This is a genomic window from Hoeflea prorocentri (genome assembly GCF_027944115.1).
Lineage (GTDB): Bacteria > Pseudomonadota > Alphaproteobacteria > Rhizobiales > Rhizobiaceae > Hoeflea_A > Hoeflea_A prorocentri.
In genome coordinates this window covers 1,847,277-1,868,640 of sequence record NZ_JAPJZI010000001.1, presented here as the reverse complement: position 1 = coordinate 1,868,640, position 21,364 = coordinate 1,847,277, and the positions used below count along the sequence as shown (strand labels likewise).

The 21,364-nt window shown below is 57.5% G+C and carries 21 protein-coding genes; 11 read left to right on the top strand and 10 right to left on the bottom strand.

Features of this window, described 5'->3' with window-relative positions; genetic code table 11:
• Positions 1-148 precede the first annotated feature (148 nt).
• The 11 genes from rpsM to OQ273_RS08635 all read left to right on the top strand — a co-directional run bounded on the left by rpsM (position 149) and on the right by OQ273_RS08635 (position 9,453).
• A complete protein-coding gene (rpsM, locus tag OQ273_RS08685; protein WP_267990053.1) occupies positions 149-517 on the top strand; it encodes a 30S ribosomal protein S13 in 369 nt (122 codons plus the stop codon).
• 137 nt (positions 518-654) lie between these two features.
• Positions 655-1,044 (top strand): 30S ribosomal protein S11, encoded by a 390-nt coding sequence (gene rpsK, locus OQ273_RS08680; protein ID WP_136657421.1) that lies wholly within the window; start codon positions 655-657, stop codon positions 1,042-1,044.
• Between the two features lie 97 nt (positions 1,045-1,141).
• Positions 1,142-2,152 carry a DNA-directed RNA polymerase subunit alpha gene (locus tag OQ273_RS08675; protein WP_267990052.1) on the top strand — a complete coding sequence of 337 codons (1,011 nt, stop codon included), beginning with the start codon at positions 1,142-1,144 and terminating at the stop codon, positions 2,150-2,152.
• Positions 2,153-2,192: 40 nt separating this feature from the next.
• Positions 2,193-2,624: a 50S ribosomal protein L17 gene (gene rplQ, locus OQ273_RS08670; RefSeq protein ID WP_267990051.1), complete on the top strand. Its 432-nt coding sequence runs from the start codon at positions 2,193-2,195 to the stop codon at positions 2,622-2,624.
• Between the two features lie 141 nt (positions 2,625-2,765).
• The gene (locus tag OQ273_RS08665) at positions 2,766-4,247 is read left to right on the top strand and encodes a DegQ family serine endoprotease (protein ID WP_267990050.1); all 1,482 of its coding nucleotides are present in this window, start codon (positions 2,766-2,768) and stop codon (positions 4,245-4,247) included.
• Positions 4,247-5,560, top strand: coding sequence for a replication-associated recombination protein A (locus OQ273_RS08660; protein WP_267990049.1), 1,314 nt, complete (start codon positions 4,247-4,249; stop codon positions 5,558-5,560). Before OQ273_RS08665 ends, OQ273_RS08660 begins: the two co-directional genes overlap by 1 nt.
• Entirely contained in the window at positions 5,557-6,576 is a 1,020-nt protein-coding gene (locus tag OQ273_RS08655; protein WP_267990048.1) for a 2-dehydropantoate 2-reductase, read from the top strand. Before OQ273_RS08660 ends, OQ273_RS08655 begins: the two co-directional genes overlap by 4 nt.
• A gap of 62 nt (positions 6,577-6,638) precedes the next feature.
• Positions 6,639-7,016, top strand: coding sequence for a fluoride efflux transporter CrcB (crcB, locus tag OQ273_RS08650; protein WP_267990047.1), 378 nt, complete (start codon positions 6,639-6,641; stop codon positions 7,014-7,016).
• A gap of 12 nt (positions 7,017-7,028) precedes the next feature.
• Positions 7,029-8,012 carry an RluA family pseudouridine synthase gene (locus tag OQ273_RS08645; RefSeq protein WP_267990046.1) on the top strand — a complete coding sequence of 328 codons (984 nt, stop codon included), beginning with the start codon at positions 7,029-7,031 and terminating at the stop codon, positions 8,010-8,012.
• Positions 8,009-8,674 carry an HAD-IA family hydrolase gene (locus tag OQ273_RS08640; protein ID WP_267990045.1) on the top strand — a complete coding sequence of 222 codons (666 nt, stop codon included), beginning with the start codon at positions 8,009-8,011 and terminating at the stop codon, positions 8,672-8,674. The genes OQ273_RS08645 and OQ273_RS08640 overlap by 4 nt, the downstream gene beginning before the upstream one ends.
• Positions 8,671-9,453: an ATP12 family chaperone protein gene (locus OQ273_RS08635; protein WP_267990044.1), complete on the top strand. Its 783-nt coding sequence runs from the start codon at positions 8,671-8,673 to the stop codon at positions 9,451-9,453. The genes OQ273_RS08640 and OQ273_RS08635 overlap by 4 nt, the downstream gene beginning before the upstream one ends.
• Positions 9,454-9,473: 20 nt before the next feature.
• Here the strand turns inward: OQ273_RS08635 and OQ273_RS08630 are convergent, their stop codons facing one another.
• The 10 genes from OQ273_RS08630 to OQ273_RS08585 all read right to left on the bottom strand — a co-directional run bounded on the left by OQ273_RS08630 (position 9,474) and on the right by OQ273_RS08585 (position 21,361).
• A complete protein-coding gene (locus tag OQ273_RS08630) occupies positions 9,474-9,896 on the bottom strand; it encodes a DUF4864 domain-containing protein (RefSeq protein ID WP_267990043.1) in 423 nt (140 codons plus the stop codon).
• Positions 9,897-10,066: 170 nt separating this feature from the next.
• Positions 10,067-11,110 (bottom strand): patatin-like phospholipase family protein, encoded by a 1,044-nt coding sequence (locus OQ273_RS08625; RefSeq protein ID WP_267990042.1) that lies wholly within the window; start codon positions 11,108-11,110, stop codon positions 10,067-10,069.
• A gap of 34 nt (positions 11,111-11,144) precedes the next feature.
• Positions 11,145-11,927, bottom strand: a complete 783-nt coding sequence (locus OQ273_RS08620) for a 3-hydroxybutyrate dehydrogenase (RefSeq protein ID WP_267990041.1) — start codon at positions 11,925-11,927, stop codon at positions 11,145-11,147.
• A gap of 158 nt (positions 11,928-12,085) precedes the next feature.
• Positions 12,086-12,487: a PaaI family thioesterase gene (locus OQ273_RS08615; protein WP_267990040.1), complete on the bottom strand. Its 402-nt coding sequence runs from the start codon at positions 12,485-12,487 to the stop codon at positions 12,086-12,088.
• Positions 12,488-12,506: 19 nt separating this feature from the next.
• Complete coding sequence (locus tag OQ273_RS08610; RefSeq protein ID WP_267990039.1) at positions 12,507-13,646, bottom strand: acyl-CoA dehydrogenase family protein; 1,140 nt, start codon at positions 13,644-13,646, stop codon at positions 12,507-12,509.
• A gap of 6 nt (positions 13,647-13,652) precedes the next feature.
• Positions 13,653-14,849 (bottom strand): acyl-CoA dehydrogenase family protein, encoded by a 1,197-nt coding sequence (locus tag OQ273_RS08605; protein ID WP_267990038.1) that lies wholly within the window; start codon positions 14,847-14,849, stop codon positions 13,653-13,655.
• Between the two features lie 14 nt (positions 14,850-14,863).
• Positions 14,864-16,045 (bottom strand): acetyl-CoA C-acyltransferase, encoded by a 1,182-nt coding sequence (locus OQ273_RS08600; protein ID WP_267990037.1) that lies wholly within the window; start codon positions 16,043-16,045, stop codon positions 14,864-14,866.
• Positions 16,046-16,055: 10 nt separating this feature from the next.
• Positions 16,056-18,182, bottom strand: a complete 2,127-nt coding sequence (locus tag OQ273_RS08595; protein ID WP_267990036.1) for a 3-hydroxyacyl-CoA dehydrogenase NAD-binding domain-containing protein — start codon at positions 18,180-18,182, stop codon at positions 16,056-16,058.
• Positions 18,183-18,287: 105 nt separating this feature from the next.
• Positions 18,288-19,448 carry an ABC transporter substrate-binding protein gene (locus OQ273_RS08590; RefSeq protein WP_267990035.1) on the bottom strand — a complete coding sequence of 387 codons (1,161 nt, stop codon included), beginning with the start codon at positions 19,446-19,448 and terminating at the stop codon, positions 18,288-18,290.
• Positions 19,449-19,471: 23 nt separating this feature from the next.
• Positions 19,472-21,361: an AMP-dependent synthetase/ligase gene (locus tag OQ273_RS08585; RefSeq protein ID WP_425493365.1), complete on the bottom strand. Its 1,890-nt coding sequence runs from the start codon at positions 21,359-21,361 to the stop codon at positions 19,472-19,474.
• Between the last annotated feature and the right edge of the window lie 3 nt (positions 21,362-21,364).

Below are 21,364 nucleotides of genomic sequence, written 5' to 3'. Positions count from 1 at the left end.
CGAGATTGTCGAGCGATTGGCGCGGTTTTCGAAAGAGAGAACCGGGGCTGGTCGCTTATACATGTCCCGGCTATGAGCAACAGGCGGCTATCCGGCCGCACAACGAACCGGCCAGGCCGAACTGGCCCGGTAGGCAAGGAGAACAGACGTGGCCCGTATCGCTGGCGTCAACATTCCAACGAACAAGCGCGTTGTCATCGCGCTGCAGTACATTCACGGGATCGGTGCAACCTTCGCCAAGGAAATCACCGAGAAGGTCGGTATCCCGGCCGAGCGCCGCGTCAATGAGCTTTCTGACGCCGACGTTATTCAGATCCGCGAAGCAATTGACCGCGACTACCAGGTTGAGGGTGACTTGCGTCGTGAGACGGCAATGAACATCAAGCGGCTGATGGACCTCGGCTGCTATCGTGGCCTGCGCCATCGCCGCAACCTGCCGGTTCGCGGACAGCGCACGCACACAAATGCCCGCACCCGCAAGGGACCTGCCAAGGCAATTGCAGGCAAGAAGAAGTAAGCACGGATTTTTCCGGACTGGCCGGTTTGCAATGTGGAAGCCGGGTTTTGTTTAGAGATTGGTCGGGGCGGCCATAGCGCCCCTTCCGGTGGAGCCGCTGGAATTACGGCGGTGTAGAGATCGATGAAAGGACTGTGATGGCAAAAGAAGCCACACGCGTTCGCCGCCGCGAGCGCAAGAATATCTCATCGGGCGTTGCCCATGTGAATTCGACATTTAACAACACGATGATCACCATCACCGACGCACAGGGCAATGCCATTGCCTGGTCGTCAGCTGGTGCCAAAGGTTTCAAGGGCTCGCGCAAATCAACGCCGTTCGCGGCGCAGATTGCCGCCGAAGACTGCGCCAAGAAGGCACAGGAGCACGGCATGAAGTCTCTTGAGGTTGAGGTTTGCGGTCCGGGCTCCGGTCGGGAATCGGCATTGCGCGCCCTTCAGGCGGCCGGTTTCACGATCACGTCTATCCGCGACGTGACACCCATTCCGCACAATGGTTGCCGTCCGCGCAAGAAGCGGCGCGTCTAACGTGTGAATCGCACGCCGAAGAGCAGTTTTGCTCCTCTCGGCTCTCCAGCTCTGTTGTCACGATTGGATGGTGGCAAGGAACGGAAGGTAATTGAACATGATTCAGAAAAACTGGCAGGAACTGATCAAGCCGAACAAGATCGAGTTCTCAGCAGCCGATCGCACAAAGGCGACACTGGTTGCCGAACCGCTCGAGCGTGGCTTTGGTCTGACACTCGGCAACGCGCTTCGCCGCGTCTTGCTGTCCTCGCTGCGTGGCGCCGCTGTCACGGCAGTACAGATCGACGGCGTTCTGCACGAATTCTCCTCGATCCCCGGCGTTCGCGAAGATGTCACGGACATTGTCCTCAACATCAAGGAAATCGCCATCGGAATGGAAGGTGACGAGCCCAAGCGCATGGTCGTGCGCAAGCAGGGCCCGGGCACCGTCATTGCGGGCGATATCCAGACTGTCGGCGATATCGAGATTCTCAATCCTGACCACGTGATCTGCACGCTCGATGAGGGCGCGGAGATCCGCATGGAATTCACCGTACAGAACGGCAAGGGCTATGTGCCGGCTGACCGTAACCGGGCAGAAGATGCACCGATCGGCCTGATCCCGGTCGACAGCCTTTATTCGCCGGTCAAGAAAGTGTCTTACAAGGTTGAAAACACCCGTGAAGGCCAGGTTCTCGACTATGACCGTCTGACCATGACGCTGGAAACCGACGGCTCCGTCTCGGGAGAGGACGCAATCGCATTTGCCGCCCGCATCCTGCAGGATCAGCTCGGTGTCTTCATCAACTTCGATGAGCCGCAAAAGGAAGTCGAGGAAGTTCAGGCAACCGAACTTGCTTTCAATCCTGCGCTACTCAAGAAGGTCGACGAACTGGAACTGTCCGTACGCTCGGCAAACTGCCTGAAGAATGACAACATCGTCTATATCGGCGATCTCATTCAGAAGACAGAAGCCGAAATGCTGCGTACGCCGAACTTTGGCCGCAAGTCGCTTAACGAGATCAAGGAAGTACTGGCATCCATGGGCCTCCATCTTGGAATGGAAGTTCCCGCATGGCCGCCGGAAAACATCGAAGATCTCGCCAAGCGCTACGAGGATCAATACTAATCGAACCAGCGGGTGCACCCCGCATTGAAGGAGAAGGCTCATGCGCCACCGCAAGTCAGGCCGCAAGCTGAACCGGACAGCCAGCCATCGCAAGGCAATGTTTGCGAACATGGCGGCATCCCTGATCGAACACGAGCAGATCGTGACCACCTTGCCGAAGGCGAAGGAAATTCGACCGGTCGTTGAGAAGCTGGTAACGCTCGGCAAGCGGGGCGACCTGCATGCCCGCCGCCAGGCTATCTCGAAGATCAAGGATGTCGACATGGTCCGCAAGCTGTTCGACACGATCGCAACCCGTTATGCCGACCGCAATGGCGGTTACCTTCGCATCATGAAGGCCGGTTTCCGCAAGGGCGACAACGCGCCAATGGCCGTTGTCGAGTTCGTCGACCGCGATGTCGATGCCAAGGGCGCCAAGGATCTTGCGCGCGTTGAAGCCGAGGCGGAGACGGAAGAGACTGAAGCAGCATAAGAACTGCACCCTTTGAACTTTCCAAGGCCGGGCTTTGCCCGGCCTTTTTTCGTGGCAGTGACAGCATGCCACCGTCATACCCTTTTTGATCCGTATCGACCGGCATATATATACGGAACGGATTCGCTCGGAGGAAATTGAATGCGCCGACTGAAATGGTTCGGATTAACCGCCGCGGTTATGGCGGCCATTGGCCTGACGCTGACTATGACCGGGGCGCAAGAGCCAACCAGCACCGAGAAACTCCGCGGCGTCATCTCGGACATTCTGGGAAGAGCCCAGAAAACCAAGCCGGCGGGCGAGCGCGTAGTTCCGCAATCAAGAGCAGAACTGCAATTCTCCTACGCGCCACTCGTCAAGCTGACGGCTCCTGCCGTCGTCAATGTTTACGCCGAGCGCATGGTCCGCACGCGTTCGCCCTTTGCCGGCGATCCCTTCTTTGAACGCTTCTTCGGTCAAGGACCGCGCGGGCGCTCGCAGCGCCAGTCTTCGCTCGGTTCAGGGGTCATCGTCGATGCATCAGGCATTGTCGTCACCAACAATCACGTGATCGATGGTGCGGACGAGATCAAGATCGCATTTGCCGACGGGCGGGAATATCCGAGCCGCGTTCTGCTGAAAGACAAGCGCGTGGACCTGGCTGTGCTGAAGATCGACGGCGGCGGACCGTTTTCGGCGATCGATTACAGCGATTCAGACCGGCTGGAAGTCGGAGATATCCTGCTGGCAATTGGCAATCCGTTCGGTGTCGGCCAGACAGTGACCAGCGGTATTGTTTCGGCACTGGCGCGAAACGGTGTCGGTATCTCTGATTTTGGGTTTTTCATTCAGACTGACGCCGCGATCAATCCCGGAAACTCCGGCGGCGCACTTGTTGACATGAACGGGCAACTGGTCGGGATCAACACGGCTATCTTTTCGCGCTCCGGCGGATCCAACGGTATCGGCTTTGCCATACCGGCCAATATGGTACGCGCCGTGGTCGACGCGGCAAGGAGCGGCGCGGACAAGTTCTCGCGCCCGTTCATCGGTGCATCCTTCGTCCCCGTGACCGCCGACATGGCGGAAGCGCTCGGCATGGAACAGGCTTTTGGGGCCATTGTCACCGCCGTGGTGCCGGAAGGACCCGCGCATGAGGGAGGACTGAAGGTTGGCGATCTGGTCATCAGTCTGGACGGGCTGACAGTCCAGCACCCCGATGCGCTCGGCTACCGCCTGGCAACCGCCGGTGTCGGCAAGGTTGTCAAACTCGAGGTCATCTCGCGTTCGTCCGTGCGTACACTCAGTATCAGATTGGGAGAGCCCAGCGATCCGCAACGCCCTGGCGAGCTGCGCATAACAGGCCAAAACCCATTTTCCGGCGCGGTCGTCGTTGATATCGACCCCCGCATCGCCGAACAGCTCCGGCTGCCCCTGAATATCAAGGGAGTCGTGGTGCTTGAAGTCGAGGACGGATCGCCTGCAAATCGCTATGGCCTGCGACCACGCGACATTCTGGTGGAAATCAACGGCGAAACCATGAGACAGGCAAGCGATGTAGCCGAAGCAATCGCCGGAGAGCCAGGATTCTGGCAATTCGAGATCACCCGCAACGGGCGAAGGCTTCGTCAAATGGTGCGCTGATGAGTGATCTCTTTTCGTCGGTTGCGGATGAAACGGCTCAGAAGGCAAGGCCGCTTGCCGACCGCTTACGCCCGCTATCGCTTGCGGAAGTAACCGGCCAGCCTCATTTGACCGGCGATGACGGCGCCCTGACGCGCATGATTGCGAACGGCACACTCGGTTCCATGATATTCTGGGGCCCGCCTGGCACCGGCAAGACGACTGTCGCTCGGCTTCTGGCCGGCGAAACCGATCTCGCATTTGAACAGATCTCGGCGATTTTCTCGGGCGTTGCGGATCTCAAAAAGGCATTTGAAGCAGCCCGCGCCCGGCGCATGTCCGGCAGGCAGACCCTGTTGTTCGTCGATGAGATCCACCGTTTCAACAAGGCCCAGCTCGACAGTTTTCTTCCCGTCATGGAAGACGGGACGGTGATCCTGATCGGGGCGACAACGGAAAATCCGTCCTTCGAGTTGAACGCGGCGCTTCTGTCCCGGGCGCGTGTTCTAACCTTCAAGCCCCATGATGAACAGAGCCTTCAGCTCCTGCTTGAACGCGCTGAGGCCGAGCAGGGCAGGGAGCTGCCGCTGGACGAGGATGCACGACAGAGCCTCTTGCGCATGGCAGATGGCGATGGGCGTGCGGTGTTGACCCTTGCAGAAGAAGTCTGGCGCGCTGCCAGGGAAGGCGAGACATTCGATGCATCCAAACTCCAGGAGGTCGTACAGCGCCGTGCCCCGGTTTACGATAAGGGGCAGGACGGGCACTACAATCTCATATCAGCGCTCCACAAGGCGGTTCGCGGCTCGGACCCGGACGCCTCGCTCTACTACCTTTGCCGGATGTTCGACGCCGGTGAGGATCCGCGTTTCATCGGGCGGCGGCTGGTGCGCATGGCTTCCGAGGATATCGGGCTCGCCGACCCGCAGGCGCTCGTCATCACCAATGCCGCCAAGGACGCCTATGATTTTCTCGGTTCACCGGAAGGCGAGCTGGCACTGGCGCAGGCCTGTATCTATTTGGCGACCGCGCCAAAGTCGAATGCGGCCTATGTCGCCTTTAAACAGGCGATCCGTTCGGCAAAGGAATACGGATCGCTGCTACCGCCGAAGCACATACTCAACGCACCCACACGTCTTATGAAAGATGAAGGGTATGGAACCGGATATGAATATGACCACGACACACCCGACGGCTTTTCCGGGCAGGACTATTTTCCGGAGAAAATGGGAAGACAGCAATATTACGATCCGCCGGAACGTGGCTTTGAGCGCGAAATCAGAAAGCGCCTGGAATACTGGCAAAAGCTAAGGGCCGAGAAAGCAGGCAAATGACGGATGAGGCGGATACGATCGGTGTATTCGGCGCCGGTGCCATTGGCTGTTATGTAGGCGGGATGCTGGCTGCGTCCGGTTTGACAGTCCACTTCCTGGGGAGGGAAAGCGCGGTTGAGACCTTGCAGCAGCACGGGCTCACCCTGACACGGTTTGACGGGCCGCAAGCTGGTGTGCCCTCAAGCAAGCTGAAAATATCATCCGATCCCGCCGTTATTTCCAAATGCGACCTCATCCTGTTTTGCGTCAAATCGCAGTCCACCCCGGAAGCAGCCGTGGATTTGGCTCCGCATCTTAAATCCAGTGCAAAGGTCATTTCCCTGCAGAACGGCGTCGGTAACGTCAAAGCCCTTGAAGACGCACTGGGCGCGGAAAGGGTTTTTGCCGGCATGGTTCCATTCAATGTGCTGTCGTCAGGCGAGGGCCGCTTCCATCGCGCAACAGCCGGAAATATCCTGCTTGCCGACGATCCGGCAACAAGACAGTTGGCGCAGTTCCTGACGGCAGCCGGGCTCACCGCGGAAACAAGCAGCGACATGGATGCTGTCCTGTGGGGCAAGCTCCTGCTTAACCTCAACAACGCGCTGAACGTGCTCTCTGACGTTCCACTGGTCCGGCAACTGTCAGATCGCGATTATCGCACCGTGCTGGCAGCGATGGTCAAGGAGGCACTGGTTGCAACATCCAAAGCCGGCATCAGGCCGGCGGCGATCGGGCGCGTTCAGCCGTGGCTGATTCCCCACATCCTGCGTCTGCCGGACTGGCTGTTCATGCGCGTGGCCCAATCAATGCTGGCCATGGATGACAAGGCACGCTCATCCATGTGGGACGACCTGCAGAAGAACCGCCAGCCGGAAATCGATTATCTCAACGGCGCTATCGTCAGGCTTGCCGAAGAGATGGGAACACCCGCGCCGGTCAACCGCAAAGTCATCGAACTCGTAAAGGACGCATTTGGCAATGGTCGTTCACCGGCCTTGAGCGGGGCAGCGCTTCGACAGATGGCAGCGGTCTGATCCTCGCGGAATTATTGCAATCCGGCCTTTCCCGCAGAGGTAAAAGCGAATAAACGCTCCCCATGGCAAACTTACTCATTGTTGCGCTCGGCGGCGCTGTCGGCGCCTCGCTCAGACATCTTGTAAATGTGGCAAGCTTGCGGGCTTTCGGTCCCGGTTTTCCGTGGGGAACATTGACGGTCAATATTGTCGGGTCCTTCATCATGGGCATCTTTGTGGAGTGGCTTGTGCGGCGTAGCGGTGTGTCGAATGAAGTACGGCTACTGGTCGCAACGGGCCTACTAGGCGGCTTTACGACCTTTTCGGCCTTCTCTCTTGATGTTGCGATGCTCTGGGAGCGCGGCGCCGCCATGACTGCGTCCCTCTATGTCGCGGCAAGTGTCCTGCTTTCCATTGCAGCACTCTTCGCCGGGCTGGCGCTCGCCCGGGCAATGGCATAGGAGGCTTAAGTCATGGCCGGCGTCGAGCAGCGAAAAGTGGATACGGATGAAACAGGCATGCGCCTGGACCGGTGGTTCAAGACGCATTTTCCCGGATTGGGTTTTGGCAAGCTGCAGAAACTCTTACGGTCTGGACAGATCCGCATTGATGGCGGCCGGGCAAAACACGACACACGCCTTCAACCGGGACAGATGATCCGTATCCCTCCGCTTGGCACCGATGAAAAGGGCGGTGTTGAGGCCGGGCAGAAGAGACCGGCGTCCGCAGGTGCAGATTCTGACCTGCTTTCCGGCATGCTGATCTACGAAGATCCAAAGGTCTATGTTTTCAATAAACCGGCTGGGTTGGCCGTGCAGGGCGGATCGGGCATTTCCCGCCATATCGACAAGATGCTGGAAGCCTGGCGCAGCCGCAAGGGAGAGAAGCCGCGGCTGGTCCATCGCCTTGACCGCGATACGTCCGGCGTTCTGGTCGTCGCCCGTACACGTGGCGCAGCGCAGCGTCTGACGGCCGCTTTCCGGGAGCGCGATACGCAAAAGACCTACTGGACGTTGGTCAAGGGTGTTCCGCGTAAACGGGAAGGCCGCATATCGACCTGGCTGGTAAAAGAACAGACGCCGGACGGCGATCGCATCCGCGTGTGCCATCATGGGGAGCCGGATGCGGACCACGCGATTTCCCACTACAGCATCATCGAGCAGGCCGGCCAGCAATTGTCGTGGCTGCAGATGGAGCCCTATACCGGGCGCACGCATCAGCTCAGGGTCCATGCAGCGCATATCGGATGCCCCATCATTGGTGATCCGAAATATTTTGAGGCTGATCACAATTGGGAGTTCCCCGGCGGGATGCAAAAGCGCCTGCATCTTCATGCCCGTCACATCTCCATTCCGCATCCCGATGGTGGCAAAAGGATCAATGTCACCGCGCAGCTTCCGCCTCACATGGTCCAGAGCTGGAACCTTCTTGGCTTCGACAAGGACTACGAGGGATGAAGCTTGTCCTTTTCGACTGCGACGGCACGCTCATTGACAGCGCAGCCTTTATTCATGCCGGCATGGAAAGAGCTTTTGCCGAAGGCGGGCAGCCACTTCCACAGTTCAACCAGACAAAATCAGTCATAGGACTGTCTCTTGATCTGGCCATTGCAAAACTCTTGCAGCGCCCGGTCGACGACGAAATCCGGCATCTGGCGGATCGCTACAGGCATCACAGCCGTACGCTGCGCGAAGCATCAGAAATCGACGAACCATTTTACGATGGTATTTTGGACCTGCTGGAGGCTTTGCTCGTGAGGGACGAGGTTCTGGTTGGCGTGGTCACAGGCAAATCACGACGCAACCTGGACAAATTGCTGGAGCGAAACAATCTGATTAAACGTTTTGTCACGACACGCACTGCGGATGAGTGCCCATCCAAACCTCATCCGGCGATGGTGCTTGAGTGTTGCGCCGACACCGGCATGGCTCCGGAGCAGACAATCGTCGTGGGTGACGCTATCTACGATATGCAAATGGCAGTGAATGCCGGCGCTCGCGCGGTCGGTGTATCCTGGGGCTATGCCGCGGTGGATCACCTTCACCAGGCTGGCGCACATCATATTATTGAAAGGCCCGATGAACTCGCGCCAATCGTCGGGCTGGAGCAGGTACGATGAGAGATATTCTGGACGATCTCAATGACATGATGAGCGACGCCGACCCCGTCAAGCGGGCGCAGATCCTGTCGAAAAGACCTTTGCCAAAACGTTTCTATGACAAGACGGGCATTGGTGAAGACGGAGTAGAGTTCTCTATCCTGCTGGACGGGAAGAAAATTCGCACACCCGCCAAGAACATTCTGGCGGCTCCGACAAAAGACCTGGCCGAGCTCATCCGAACGGAGTGGGACGCGCAGCAAGATGAAATAGACCCGGTGTCAATGCCGGTGACGAGGCTGGTCAATACGGCGATTGACGGGATCGCAACCGACCCTCAGGCAGTGATGGAAGATGTCCTGCGTTTTGCCGGAACGGACCTTCTTTGCTATCGGGCCGACGGGCCAGAAAGACTGGTCGCCCGGCAAAATGAAATCTGGGATCCGGTAATCGATTGGGCACACACGGCGCTCGGTGCACGTTTCATGCTCGCCGAAGGCGTCATGCATGTGGAACAACCCCGAGAAGCGATCAATGCCGTCGGCATTCACCTTGTCGGCTTCAAATGCCCGATTGCTCTCGCCAGCCTGCACACCTTCACCACGCTGACCGGATCGGGCCTCCTGGCCCTCGCCATCGCAAAGGAAGAAGTCACCGTCGAAGAGGCCTGGGCAGCCGCCCATGTCGATGAAGACTGGAATGCTGAGCAATGGGGCGCAGACGCACAAGCGGAACAACGCAGGGCCTACAGGTGGAAAGAGATGCTCGCGGCAGACCGCGCGCTCAAAGCACTGGACTGAGCCTAAATGTGCGTTCCTGATCAGATCGCCGGGCTTTTGAGCTTCGTAAGCTGGACACCGGAAATCTGGAATTTGCCGTTATCCTGCCGATTGAGCACATAGATCGCACGCCAGTCCTTGCCCTTTGGCCCTGTGATCAGCAACTCAAGTGCAATGGTATCACCGTCGGTGTCGGAGAGTGCGCGGCCGAACGCGTAGTTGCCCGGCCTGTAGACCGGTTGATAATTGCGTTTGACCATTTCCAGGAAGCGCTGGGGCTCCGGATAAAGTCTCTTGATGGCCGGTGCCGCAAACGAATAGGCGGTGTCGATATCGTCGCTTAGAAATGCGGTGATCTGCTGTTCGACAATGCCCCTTGCCGATGCCACGTCCATTTCGTCATTCGCGATGGAAGACGTGACCATCAGTAAGCCGGCAATAATGGATAAACCGAGTATACGCATGGTTTCATCCTCCTTCCTTAACCCTTAACTAGGGCGCCACATTCAGGATGAGAAGCTCTTACGCGCTATACTTTTACTGAACAGATTCGTTGCAGCTTATCACTAATATTGAACAGTTTGTAGGTGAGCGACGCCGGGGCAAGCATTACAGCCGTTGCAAGCAGCCTGCGCTAGCCGTGATGCTCCACCCCAAGACCCTGAAACATGGCCCGAAGATCGACCGTGGATTGATTGCCGACGTGATCCACATGCGCAGCCAGCCATCGTTCGGCCGTCTCGCGCCCGATATCGCGCAAATGAACGAGAAAGCGCCACTCCGCATTGACCTTTGAAGAAGCGCCAAGCGGCTTGAGTTCGTTCTGATTCTCGATCACGTGCACCCGTGTTTTGCGATAGTGTTCCTGCGACAGCTTGCCTTCTTCAATCAGGCGGCGAACGAAGTCGATGGCGCGAAATTCCCGCAACAGGCTTCCGTTGAAACTGATTTCGTTGATGCGATTGAGAATCTCCTGAGCCGTGCGCGGTGCGCCCCGACGCTCAATCGGGTTGATCTGCACAACAATGATATCGTCGGAGTCCGTTTGCGTATGAAACGGAAACAGTGCCGGATTGCCCATATAGCCGCCATCCCAATAGGGGACACCGTCAATCTCGACTGCCTGAAACAGGAAAGGAAGGCAGGCGGATGCCATCACCATCTCCGCCGTCAATTCGCTGCGGTTGAAGATTTTGACACGGCCCGTTTCCACATCCGTAGCGGAAATGAAGAGCTTCAACTGATCGCAACTGCGCACACGATCGAAATCGATGCATTCTTCCAGAAGCTGAAGCAGCGGATTGATATCGAGCGGGTTGAACTGATAGGGCGACGTCATACGGGTCATCGCATCGAAAAAATGGTAGCTCGGCGTATGATCCAGGCTCCAATTGCCCATGAACACGTCAAAGGGCAGGCGCTGGATCGGACTGAAAGCCGACCGCTCGCTGATCGATCGCCAAAAATGCTCAAGCGCTGCCCGCGCACCGTCCGCGCCATCGCTCATCAGCCCGTCAGCAACGGCAACGGCATTCATGGCACCGGCCGATGTCCCGGATATGGCTTCGACGTCGAGGCGTCCGTCCTCGAGCAATTTGTCGAGCACACCCCACGTGAAGGCGCCGTGAGCGCCTCCGCCCTGTAGCGCAATATTGACTGATTTTTGACCTTCGCTCATACCGCGTCAGTCCTGCCGGTTTGCCTCACAATGGTCATTGCGCCACCCATCCGCCATCAACCGGAAGCGATGCGCCGGTAATTGACGATGCTTCGCTGGAACAAAGGAAATTGGCCAGAGCCGCCATATGTTCGACGCTGACGAACTCCTTCGTCGGCTGTGCAGCCAGCAGCACGTCGCGCTTGACCTCCTCCTCGGTAATTCCGCGTGCGGCGGCGGTGTCCGGGATCTGCTTTTCAACCAACGGTGTCCAGACATATCCCGGACAAATGGCATTGACGGTGATACCGTGTTCGGCGACTTCCAGTGCCACGGTTTTCGTCAAACCCACAAGGCCGTGCTTGGCCGAGACATAGGCTGATTTGAAAGGTGAGGCGACAAGCCCGTGAGCCGACGCGATGTTGATGATACGGCCCCAGCCCCGGGCCTTCATGCCGGGCACAACCGCACGCGTAGTATGAAAGGCGGCTGAAAGATTGAGGGCGATGATCGCCTCCCATTTATCCTCGGGAAACTCTTCCACTGGCGCGACATACTGGATCCCCGCATTGTTGACCAGCACGTCAATCCGCCCGAATGCATCCTCCGCCGTCGACATGAGCAATCGTACGCCATCCGGCTTCATGATGTTGGCCTCGATATAAATCGCATCGACACCGTGGGTGTCTTGCAAATTTTTCCGCAACGGCTCTATCTGCTCCGAAGGCTCGATACCGTTCATAACGATGTTCATGCCCTTTGCGGCGAAGCCTTCCGCGATACCGAGACCGATACCGCTTGAAGAGCCGGTGACAATGGCGGTTTTAACTTCTGACATGAATAGCCTCCGTCGATCGATCTGTTGTGCTGCATTGCAACATAGCGTCAGATGCGGTCGAATGAAGCATTCCAACGAGAATTTTTGTCGAATTGATCGGAAGGGCGATGTCAGGCAGGAAAGCGGCTGCATCGCAAGTCAACGGAGATCAAGTTGCACTAGTCGCGCACATTCTCCCTGTAAAGCTTGAAGGTTCCCGTCGCCGACGCCACCGGGATACCGGCATCCGTAGACAACAGTGCGTCGACAAAAACGATCTTCTTGCCACCGCCTGTAACCTTTGCCGTTGCCACGACGCGGCCTTCGCTGACACGTGACAGGTAGTTCACGGTAAGGGATACAGTCGATGTGTAATAAAGCGACTCACCATCCACCGACAGGCTCACCGCATAACCCGCGACGGCATCGAGCATCGTCGCCATAACACCGCCATGTAGTGTGTCGCCACGATTGATGTGCCGCTCATCTATATCGAGATAGATACGCGCGGCGCCCGCATCGATTTCGACCACATAGCCCAACGTCCTCTGCGTGCCGGTCTGATCGCGAATGACTTTCATCGTATTCGAACGCCACGCATCAGGTCGCCTTGCGGGAAAACTCTGCGAAGCGGACCGTATGATAGTCGACATCGCCAAACTGGTGATCGAGCATAATCAGCCGCTTGGCGAAATGTCCAAGCCCGTATTCCCAGGTCATGGCGATCCCGCCATGCATCTGGATTGCCTCCTCGGCAACGAGGCGACCGATACGCCCGGCCAGTGCCTTGGCGGATGAGACGGCCATTTCCCGTTCCCGGCGGCTCAGGTCAAGGCGACCCGCCGCGTTGATCGCCGCAGAACGCGCCTGTTCGATTTCGGTCAGTACCGTTGCCATCCGGTGCTGCAGAGCCTGAAACTTGCCAATTGGAACGCCGAACTGCTTGCGCGTGCGCAGATAGTCCAGGGTCATGTCGCGGCAGACCTCCATCAGGCCGATGGCCTCGGACGTCAGTGCAACATTAGCCCGTGCAACCGAAAGCTCAATTGCCGGATAGGCATCACCGTCCTTGCCCAGTAATGCACTTTCTTCGAGCCGAACATCGTTGAGATCAATCTCACAGGCATGCTGGCCATCTATAGTCGGATATCCCCTGACGGTGAGTCCATCGGTATTTGCCGGAACGATGAATGCCGACAGGCCGTCTTCATCCCAGCTGCTGCCCGCGGTTCGCGCGGTGACGATAAGCGCATCGGCGCTGTCACCGTTCAAAACCACAGCCTTCTTGCCGTTCAGCACCCATTTGCCGGTGTCTTTGCGCGCCATGGTCTCTACATGACTGAGGTCATAATGGCTTTGAGGTTCGCCGTGGGCAAAAGCAAGGAGCTTTTCGCCGCTGATGACATCACCGATCATCGCCTTCTGATCGTCGCTGCCGAGTTCAGCCAGCATGGTGCCGCCCAGGACGGCGCTTGCAAGGAACGGTTCGACAACAAGGCCGCGCCCGAGCTCTTCGAACAGGACGCTGATATCAAAGCCCGCGCCGCCGAAGCCGCCGACTTCTTCTGAAAAGAGGGCGCCAATCAGGCCGAGCTCGGCAAACCGGCTCCACTGCTCGCGGGAAAACCCTTCGCTGCTTTCTGCTGCTTCATTTCGCTTCTCCAACGCGTAATTGTCAGCAAGAAAGCGTGTGACCATGTCTTTCAGCATGGCTCTGTCTTCAGTGTGGTTAAAGTCCATTTGTCCTTACAGCCCCATCATCATTTTTGTGATGATACCGCGCTGGATCTCGTTCGATCCGCCATAGATCGTGATTTTGCGGTTGTTGAAATAGTCTTTGGAAACCGGAGCCGCGTAGTCCGGCCCGATCGGTTCTTCATTATACCCGGTCTCCAACGCTTCTGAAACGAAAGGCATCGCATAGGGGCCGAGGGCCCGGCGTGTCAGGTCATTCAGCGCCTGACGGATTTCCGTTCCCTTGATCTTGAGCATGGAGCTCATCGGACCGGCATTGGCAACGCTGTCCGGCGAAGACAGCAGGCGCAGATTGGTGGTCGCCATGGCATCGAGTTCCATCTCGATTTGTGCAAGACGCGCAGCAAAAAGCGGATCCTCAATCAACGGCCGGCCGCGCACCTTCTGCGTCCGACCGATATGTTTGAGATGTTCAAGCGAAACCTTGTTGGCGCCGACATTGGCGATATTGGTACGTTCGTGGGTCAGAAGATACTTGGCATAGGTCCAACCCTTGTTCTCTTCGCCAACGAGGTTTTCGACCGGCACCCGCACATCGTCAAAAAAGACCTCATTCACCTCGTGGGTGCCTTCAAGCAGGATGATCGGACGCACCGTGATGCCGGGCGTATCCATATCGATGAGGAGGAAGGAGATACCTTCCTGCGGCTTGCCCTCGGTTGATGTACGCACCAGACAGAAAATCTTGTTGGCGTATTGGCCAAGTGTCGTCCAGGTCTTCTGGCCGTTGACGATAAAATGGTCGCCGTCTCGCACCGCGCGTGTTTTCAACGATGCCAGATCCGAGCCGGCTCCCGGTTCGGAGTAACCCTGGCACCACCAGTCAGACCCATCGAGGATACGCGGCAGATAATGCTTCTTCTGTTCCTCGGAACCATATTTGATAAGCACCGGTGCCAGCATCTTCAGACCGAAGGGCACAATACGCGGGGCGCCGGCGGCGCAGGTTTCGTCATCGAAAATCTGCTGCTGGACGGCATTCCAACCGGTCCCGCCATATTCCACCGGCCAGTTTTCGGCCAGCCATCCGCGTTTGTTCAGGATTGCATGCCAGCTGTCCATGTCCTCCTTGGTAAGGCGCTTGCCGCCCTTGACCTTGTCAGAGACGGAAGCCGGCAATTCGGCCTTCAGGAAGGCACGGACATCGTCCCTGAAAGCGATTTCCTCGTCCGTGTAGTTCAAATCCATGATCCCGACTTTCCTCAGTAGATTTCAAACAGGCCGGCAGCGCCCTGACCGCCGCCGATGCACATGGTCACCACGACATGCTTTACGCCACGGCGCTTGCCTTCATACATTACATGGCCCACCTGCCGCGCGCCCGTCATGCCATAAGGATGGCCGATGGATATCGAACCGCCATTGACGTTGAGAATATCCTGCGGAATGCCGAGCTTGTCGCGGCAATAAAGAACCTGGCTCGCAAACGCTTCATTGAGTTCCCAAAGGCCGATATCATCCATTGTCAGACCAGCGCGCTCAAGCAGCCGTGGCACCGCGAAGACCGGACCAATCCCCATTTCATCAGGCTCGCACCCCGCGACGACAAAGCCGCGGAAAGCGCCCATGGGCTCGATATTCCGCTTTTCCGCTTCCTTTGCCTCCATGAGTACGCAGGCGGATGCGCCATCGGAAAGCTGTGAGGCATTGCCCGCCGTGATGTACTGATCCGGACCGCGTACCGGCTCAAGCGACTGCAGGCCTTCCAACGTCGTGCCGGGCCGGTTGCACTCGTCCCGGCTGATCGTCACCTCGTGTTGGGAAATCTCCCCGGTTTCCTTGTCCTTGACGGCCATCGTTGTTGAAAACGGGATAATCTCGTCATCGTAGCGACCGGCTTCCTGCGCGTCAGCGGTGCGCTGCTGTGAAGACAAGGCGTAAGCATCCTGCGCTTCGCGCGAGATACTATAACGCTCTGCCACGATATCGGCCGTGTCGATCATCGGCAGATAGATCGCCTGCTTGTTCTCAAGGATCCACGGGCTACGCGCCATGTGGGTATTGGCATTTCCCTGGGCGAGGGTGATGGATTCGATCCCTCCGGCGAGCATTGCCGGCGATCCCTGCTGGGTGATCGCATGAGAGGCCAGAGCAACGGCCTGCAAGCCGGATGAACAGAAACGATTGACGGTCATGCCGGCTGTCGTGACCGGCAGGCCGGCCCTGATGGCGATCTGGCGGGCGATATTGCCGCCGGTGGCGCCCTCGGGCAGGCCGCATCCGATAACGGCATCCTCGATAAGCTCCGGATCAACACCGGAACGCTCGACTGCGGCACTGGCGGCAGCGCCGCCGAACTCCGCGCCATGGGTCATGTTGAGGCCGCCCCGAAATGCCTTGGTGATGCCGGTACGGGCGGTCGATACGATTACTGCTTCGCGCATTTGTTGTTCCTTAAGCGTTCGTGGCTTTGTTCAGGCTATCGAAATTTTCACCGCGTCCAACGAGATCGACGAGCAATTTGGCGGGCTTCCAGAAATCCGCGTCCTCGTTCTCGAATTCACGGATATCGGCGAGAACCTTGTCGAGACCGATCATGTCGGCATATTTCAGGGGGCCGCCGCGCCAGCGCGGGAAGCCGTAGCCAAAAAGCATGGTGACATCGACATCAAGCGGGCGTAACGCGATCCCTTCCTCAACGACACGCGCGCCTTCATTGATAATGGCAGCCATGTAGCGACGCATGATCGCCTCTTCGTCCAGTGGCCGGGGGTCAATTCCCTTTTCGGAACGCACCTGGTCGATAATCTCAAGCACCTCGGGGTCCTGCTTTCCGACCCGGCTCCCATCTTCATAGATGTAGAAACCCCGGCCTGTCTTCTGACCGTAACGTCCAAGCTCGGCGATACGGTCCATGTAATCCGCCGCGTAGCGGCCCTTCCAACCTTCCTCGCGCTTGCGGGTGCGGTTTGCGTAACCGATATCAAGGCCTGCGAGGTCGCCCATCTGGTTCGGCCCCATCGGATAGCCAAAGTTGAGAACCGCGCGGTCTATGTCGTAGGGGCTGGTGCCGTCTTCGACCATGTAGGAAGCGATTGACAGATACCGTTCCAGGATCCTGTTGCCGATAAAGCCGTCACAGACGCCGGCCCGCACGCCGACCTTCTTCAGCTTCGCCGCCAGCGCAAATCCGGTTGTGGCGACGTCGACATCGGTTTTGTCCGCCACAACGATTTCCAGCAGCCGCATCACGTGCGCAGGTGAGAAAAAGTGCAGGCCAAGAACATCTTGCGGACGGTCGGTGGCCGCGGCAATTTCATTGATGTTGAGATAGGATGTATTGCTCGCCAGAACCGCACCTTGCTTCGCGTGCTTATCGATCTGGCGGAAAAGATCCTTCTTGACGCCCATATTCTCAAAAGCCGCCTCGATGACGATATCTGCATCCTTGAGGGAATCGATATCGGAGCTTACCGAATAAAGGTCGTTCGCCAGGTGGTCGCGGTGCGCTTTATCGAATTTTCCGCGCCTTACACCGTCATCCAGGATTTTCTCGACATTCTGCCGGCCTCGCGCAGCGCTTTCCTCGTCGCGCTCGATCATCGTAACCGGCAATCCGGCAAACAACATCGAAACGGTGATCCCGGATCCCATGGTCCCGCCGCCGATGACGGCAGCGGAATTAAGTGGGCGGGCCTTGCCGGTTTCAAGTTCGGGAACCTTTCTGACCGCACGCTCAGCAAAAAAAGCATGGATCAGGGCTTCGCGCTGCGGCGATTTCATCAGTTCCATGAATATCTCACGCTCGCGCGCCATGCCTTCTGTAAAGGGCAGTTCAGCCGACGCGATGACCGCCTCAAGGCACAATTGCGGGGAAAGCTGCCCCTTGGCCTTCTTCTTGACCCTTTCGCGAAGCGCACCGAAGAGCTCTTCGTTGCCGCGTGATGCTTCCACCTTGTCGTTTTCATCGCATGTCCTGCGCGCGGGCAGCTTCTCAGCCAGTACGCGCCGTGCAAAGGCAATCCCCGCCTCAAGTGGATCGTCTCCGTCTTCAACAGCATCGAGGATGCCTATTTTCAAGGCTTCAGCGGCCGGGACATGCCGTCCGGACGTAACAATATCTGCAGCAGCCTCAACGCCGGTCAGGCGGGGCAGGCGTTGTGTGCCGCCCGCGCCCGGACAAAGACCGAGATTGACTTCCGGCAATCCGACACGCGCCGATTTGATGGCTACGCGGTAATGGCAGGAGAGGGCGGTTTCGAGCCCGCCGCCTAAAGCTGTCCCATGAATTGCGCAAACAACCGGTTTGTCGAGCTTCTCGATCCCGTCTATGACCTCCGTTAGTCCGGGCTGCTGCATCGGCTTGCCAAACTCGCGAATGTCGGCGCCTGCTATGAAGGTGCGGCCTTTGCCGTAAATGACCGCGACCTGCGCCGTATCGGCGGCAAACCGTGCCGCGGCGGCCGCCAGCCCCTCGCGAACAGCGTGACTTGCAGCATTTACCGGTGGATTGTCGATGGCGATAACTGCGATCGCACCGGCTTCATCGGACACAACTTCATAGGAAACGGCTTCTGACATGTACTTTCACCAGATGTGGGTTTTCGTGAGGACAATGAATGAGAAGAACAAAGGTGTTGCCGCCCGGCGCGGATTGGCGCCGGGCGAGCTCGTTTGTTGAGGCCCTTACTGTTCGCCGACAACCTTCCAGTCGCCGCCGTCAATACGCGATATGATGATCGCGTCACCGCCCTGGTGGTCGGTCGGGCCGTAGTCGATTCGAACGCCGGTAATCGGGTCGATGTAATCAAGGCTTTCCTGGGCCTTCAGGAAGCTTTCAGATGTCAGATCGGGGCCGGCCGCCTCAAGCGCCATGACGAGGCCCTCGGCCGATGAGCGTCCCAGTAGCGCGCCCGTACCCGGGAACTCACCGAATTCGGCCTGATAATCCTCGACAAATTTCTTGACATGCGGATCATCCATCCGTGTGCCAAGGTCAGGCCAACCGGCCGCGGCATAAAAGCCCTCGGTCACCCCACCCGGCACTTTCGCCACTGCCGTGTGAAAAGCGGCTGAAGAGCCGATGAAATCAACATCGTCCCAACCGATTTTCTTGGCGGTCGCAAGTGCCGTAATCGTTTGACGGATACCCAAGGCCGTTGCGATCGTGTCGCAACCTTCATCCTTCAGCTTGGTCAGCGATCCCACGAAATCCTGCTCATCAGGCTTATGGGTTGTCTCGGACTTGTACTCAAGTCCAAGGTCTGCTGCGGCATCCTTGGCACCCTCTTGAATCTCCTTGCCGAAGTCCGAAGGAATATACATGGCACAAACGACTTTCGCGTCGTTGTTTTCCTTCAGGTAGTTCACACCGGCTTTCATCTGATCGTAATACGAGGAGAAACCGGCGAACTTGTAGGGCTCCAAAGGCTCGACCATCTGCCTTGCGGCGCTCAGCGGTCCGATATTGGCAATGCCCTTGCGCTCCAGAAGCGGGAAACTGGCGATATTCATCGGCGTGCCAAGCGAAAGCAGCATGACGAACACCTGGTCGGAGTTGATCAGCTTGTTGATGTTCTGCATGGCCTTGGGCATCTGGTAGGCATGATCTTCGGCAATCAGCCGCAACTGCCTTCCATGCACGCCCCCAGCGGCATTCACCTGGTCGAAATACTGTTTTGCCGCGGCGATTGCCGGTGCGCCGAATGCAGCGAAAATTCCCGACAGGTCATTGTTCGAACCGATCAGGATTTCCGTATCGGTTACACCCTGTGTTTCGGCAAATGCCTGTGGCAGAGCCACAGACATGGCCAGGGCAAAGGCCATGGATTTGACCAGATTTTTCATAACTTACTCCTCCTAGAGCTGGTTCAGGCGTACATTTCTTCTATCAGCGCTTTATGTTTTTTCTCCACGAAACTGCGCTTGAGTTTCATGGTGGCGGTTAACTCGTCATCCTCGGCTGTCAGCAAAACATCGATAAGCCTGAATGCCTTGATCTGCTCAACGCGGGCGAATTCGTCATTGACTTCCCGCACGACGTTGCCGATGAGTTCCTGGACTTCTTCCGTTGCGCATAGCGAGGCAAAATCGCCAAACGGCACACGTTTGTCCTGCGCGTATTTTTCGACATTTTCCTGATCGATCATGATCAGACAGGACAGGAACTTTCTCTTGTCGCCAATGATCACGGCGTCGGAAATGTAAGGCGAGAACTTCAGTTTGTTCTCGATTTCCGCGGGCGTGATGTTCTTGCCGCCGGCGGTGATGATGATGTCTTTCAGTCGCCCGGTGATATGCACGTAACCTGAATTGTCGACGTGACCGACATCGCCGGTCTTCAGCCATCCATCCTCGGAAATCGCCTCTTGTGTCTTCTCCGGCTTCTTCCAGTAGCCTTCAAACACATTGCCGGCCTTGTACTGGATTTCCCCGCCTTCGCCGATCTGCACCTGGCCACCAGGCACCACGAGCCCGACGCTGCCGATCTTGTTCTTGCCGTACATATTGAGCGAAATAATGCCGGCGGTCTCACTCATGCCATAGCCTTCGAAGAGGTCGACGCCGATGGCCTTGAACCAGCGTAATAGGTCGGGCGAAATCGGGGCCGCACCGGTGGTGCCGCGACGCAGGCGATCAAGACCGATCATGCGCCGGATATTTCTGAGCACCACAGCATCCCAGAAGCGGTAACGGGCCTGAAGCAGTGGCGAAACAGGTTTTTCGTCCTCAAGGCATTCGGCTCGGGCAATGCCCGCCGCAAGCGCCTGCGAATAGGCCCAACGGCCAAGCGGCGTCGCATCGCCAACCATGATCGATATTCTGGAATAGATCTTCTCCCAGACACGGGGAACGGCCGTGAAGATGTGCGGACTGACCTCCCTGACATTGTCGAACACCGTTTCCGGGCTCTCCGCAAAATTGACGGTCGATTTCGAAGCAATAGGTGAGAGAACCGAGATAAAGCGTTCAAGAATATGACAAAGTGGCAAAAAGCATACCTGTTCATCCGTCTCCAGGGCGGGCAGGGTATAAGCGCCGACCGAAAGCGAGTACATGATGTTGCTGTTTGATATCATCGCGCCTTTGGGCGGTCCGGTTGTACCGGACGTGTAAACCAGGATCGAGATATCCTCCGGCTTCGATCTGGCGATTTCCTCTTCAAACAGTTCAGGGTGTTTCTTTAGATGCACCCGCCCGATATCGTAGAGTTCCTCGATAAAGATGACCCTCTCATCGTGATAGTCGTGCAATCCTTCCCGGTCGAAGACGATTACCTTGGTCAGACCCGGCATCTCGTCGCGCACCGACAGAAACTTGTCGAGCTGTTCGTCATTTTCGACGAACAGGAAGCGACTGTCGGAATCATTGACCAGATAGGCAAGCTGACTGGATGAATCCGTGGTGTAAACGCCCGATGAGATGCCACCGACGCACTGTACGGCGAGGTCCGTATAGACCCACTCCTTGTTGTCTTCCGAAAGAATGGAGACCGCTTCACCTCGTTTCAGCCCCAGAGCAATCAGGCCAAGTCCGATCAGACGGGCATGTTCGAGGTAATCGTTCCACGAATAGGAAAGCCAGATGCCGTATTCCTTCTCACGATGCGATATGCGTTCGCCCAGCGCCTTGCACCGCTGCAGGAAGAGCTTGGCCATCGTGTCGCAGCCGTCGATAAAATAGGGACCTTGGTGGAGGTCGCTGTTGACGCTGATGCCATTGACCCGCGTCTGCGGTGGAATGGTTTCCATATTGCCCATGTG

Coding starts and splice junctions, on each gene's coding strand:
- OQ273_RS08610 (WP_267990039.1), bottom strand. CDS start 13,646: ATGGACTTTAACCACACTGAAGACAGAGCCATGCTGAAAGACATGGTC.
- OQ273_RS08605 (WP_267990038.1), bottom strand. CDS start 14,849: ATGGATTTGAACTACACGGACGAGGAAATCGCTTTCAGGGACGATGTC.
- OQ273_RS08615 (WP_267990040.1), bottom strand. CDS start 12,487: ATGAAAGTCATTCGCGATCAGACCGGCACGCAGAGGACGTTGGGCTAT.
- OQ273_RS08630 (WP_267990043.1), bottom strand. CDS start 9,896: ATGCGTATACTCGGTTTATCCATTATTGCCGGCTTACTGATGGTCACG.
- OQ273_RS08585 (WP_425493365.1), bottom strand. CDS start 21,361: ATGGGCAATATGGAAACCATTCCACCGCAGACGCGGGTCAATGGCATC.
- OQ273_RS08665 (WP_267990050.1), top strand. CDS start 2,766: ATGCGCCGACTGAAATGGTTCGGATTAACCGCCGCGGTTATGGCGGCC.
- OQ273_RS08595 (WP_267990036.1), bottom strand. CDS start 18,182: ATGTCAGAAGCCGTTTCCTATGAAGTTGTGTCCGATGAAGCCGGTGCG.
- OQ273_RS08675 (WP_267990052.1), top strand. CDS start 1,142: ATGATTCAGAAAAACTGGCAGGAACTGATCAAGCCGAACAAGATCGAG.
- OQ273_RS08600 (WP_267990037.1), bottom strand. CDS start 16,045: ATGCGCGAAGCAGTAATCGTATCGACCGCCCGTACCGGCATCACCAAG.
- rplQ (WP_267990051.1), top strand. CDS start 2,193: ATGCGCCACCGCAAGTCAGGCCGCAAGCTGAACCGGACAGCCAGCCAT.
- OQ273_RS08625 (WP_267990042.1), bottom strand. CDS start 11,110: ATGAGCGAAGGTCAAAAATCAGTCAATATTGCGCTACAGGGCGGAGGC.
- OQ273_RS08620 (WP_267990041.1), bottom strand. CDS start 11,927: ATGTCAGAAGTTAAAACCGCCATTGTCACCGGCTCTTCAAGCGGTATC.
- OQ273_RS08590 (WP_267990035.1), bottom strand. CDS start 19,448: ATGAAAAATCTGGTCAAATCCATGGCCTTTGCCCTGGCCATGTCTGTG.
- crcB (WP_267990047.1), top strand. CDS start 6,639: ATGGCAAACTTACTCATTGTTGCGCTCGGCGGCGCTGTCGGCGCCTCG.
- rpsK (WP_136657421.1), top strand. CDS start 655: ATGGCAAAAGAAGCCACACGCGTTCGCCGCCGCGAGCGCAAGAATATC.
- OQ273_RS08640 (WP_267990045.1), top strand. CDS start 8,009: ATGAAGCTTGTCCTTTTCGACTGCGACGGCACGCTCATTGACAGCGCA.
- OQ273_RS08655 (WP_267990048.1), top strand. CDS start 5,557: ATGACGGATGAGGCGGATACGATCGGTGTATTCGGCGCCGGTGCCATT.
- OQ273_RS08645 (WP_267990046.1), top strand. CDS start 7,029: ATGGCCGGCGTCGAGCAGCGAAAAGTGGATACGGATGAAACAGGCATG.
- OQ273_RS08635 (WP_267990044.1), top strand. CDS start 8,671: ATGAGAGATATTCTGGACGATCTCAATGACATGATGAGCGACGCCGAC.
- OQ273_RS08660 (WP_267990049.1), top strand. CDS start 4,247: ATGAGTGATCTCTTTTCGTCGGTTGCGGATGAAACGGCTCAGAAGGCA.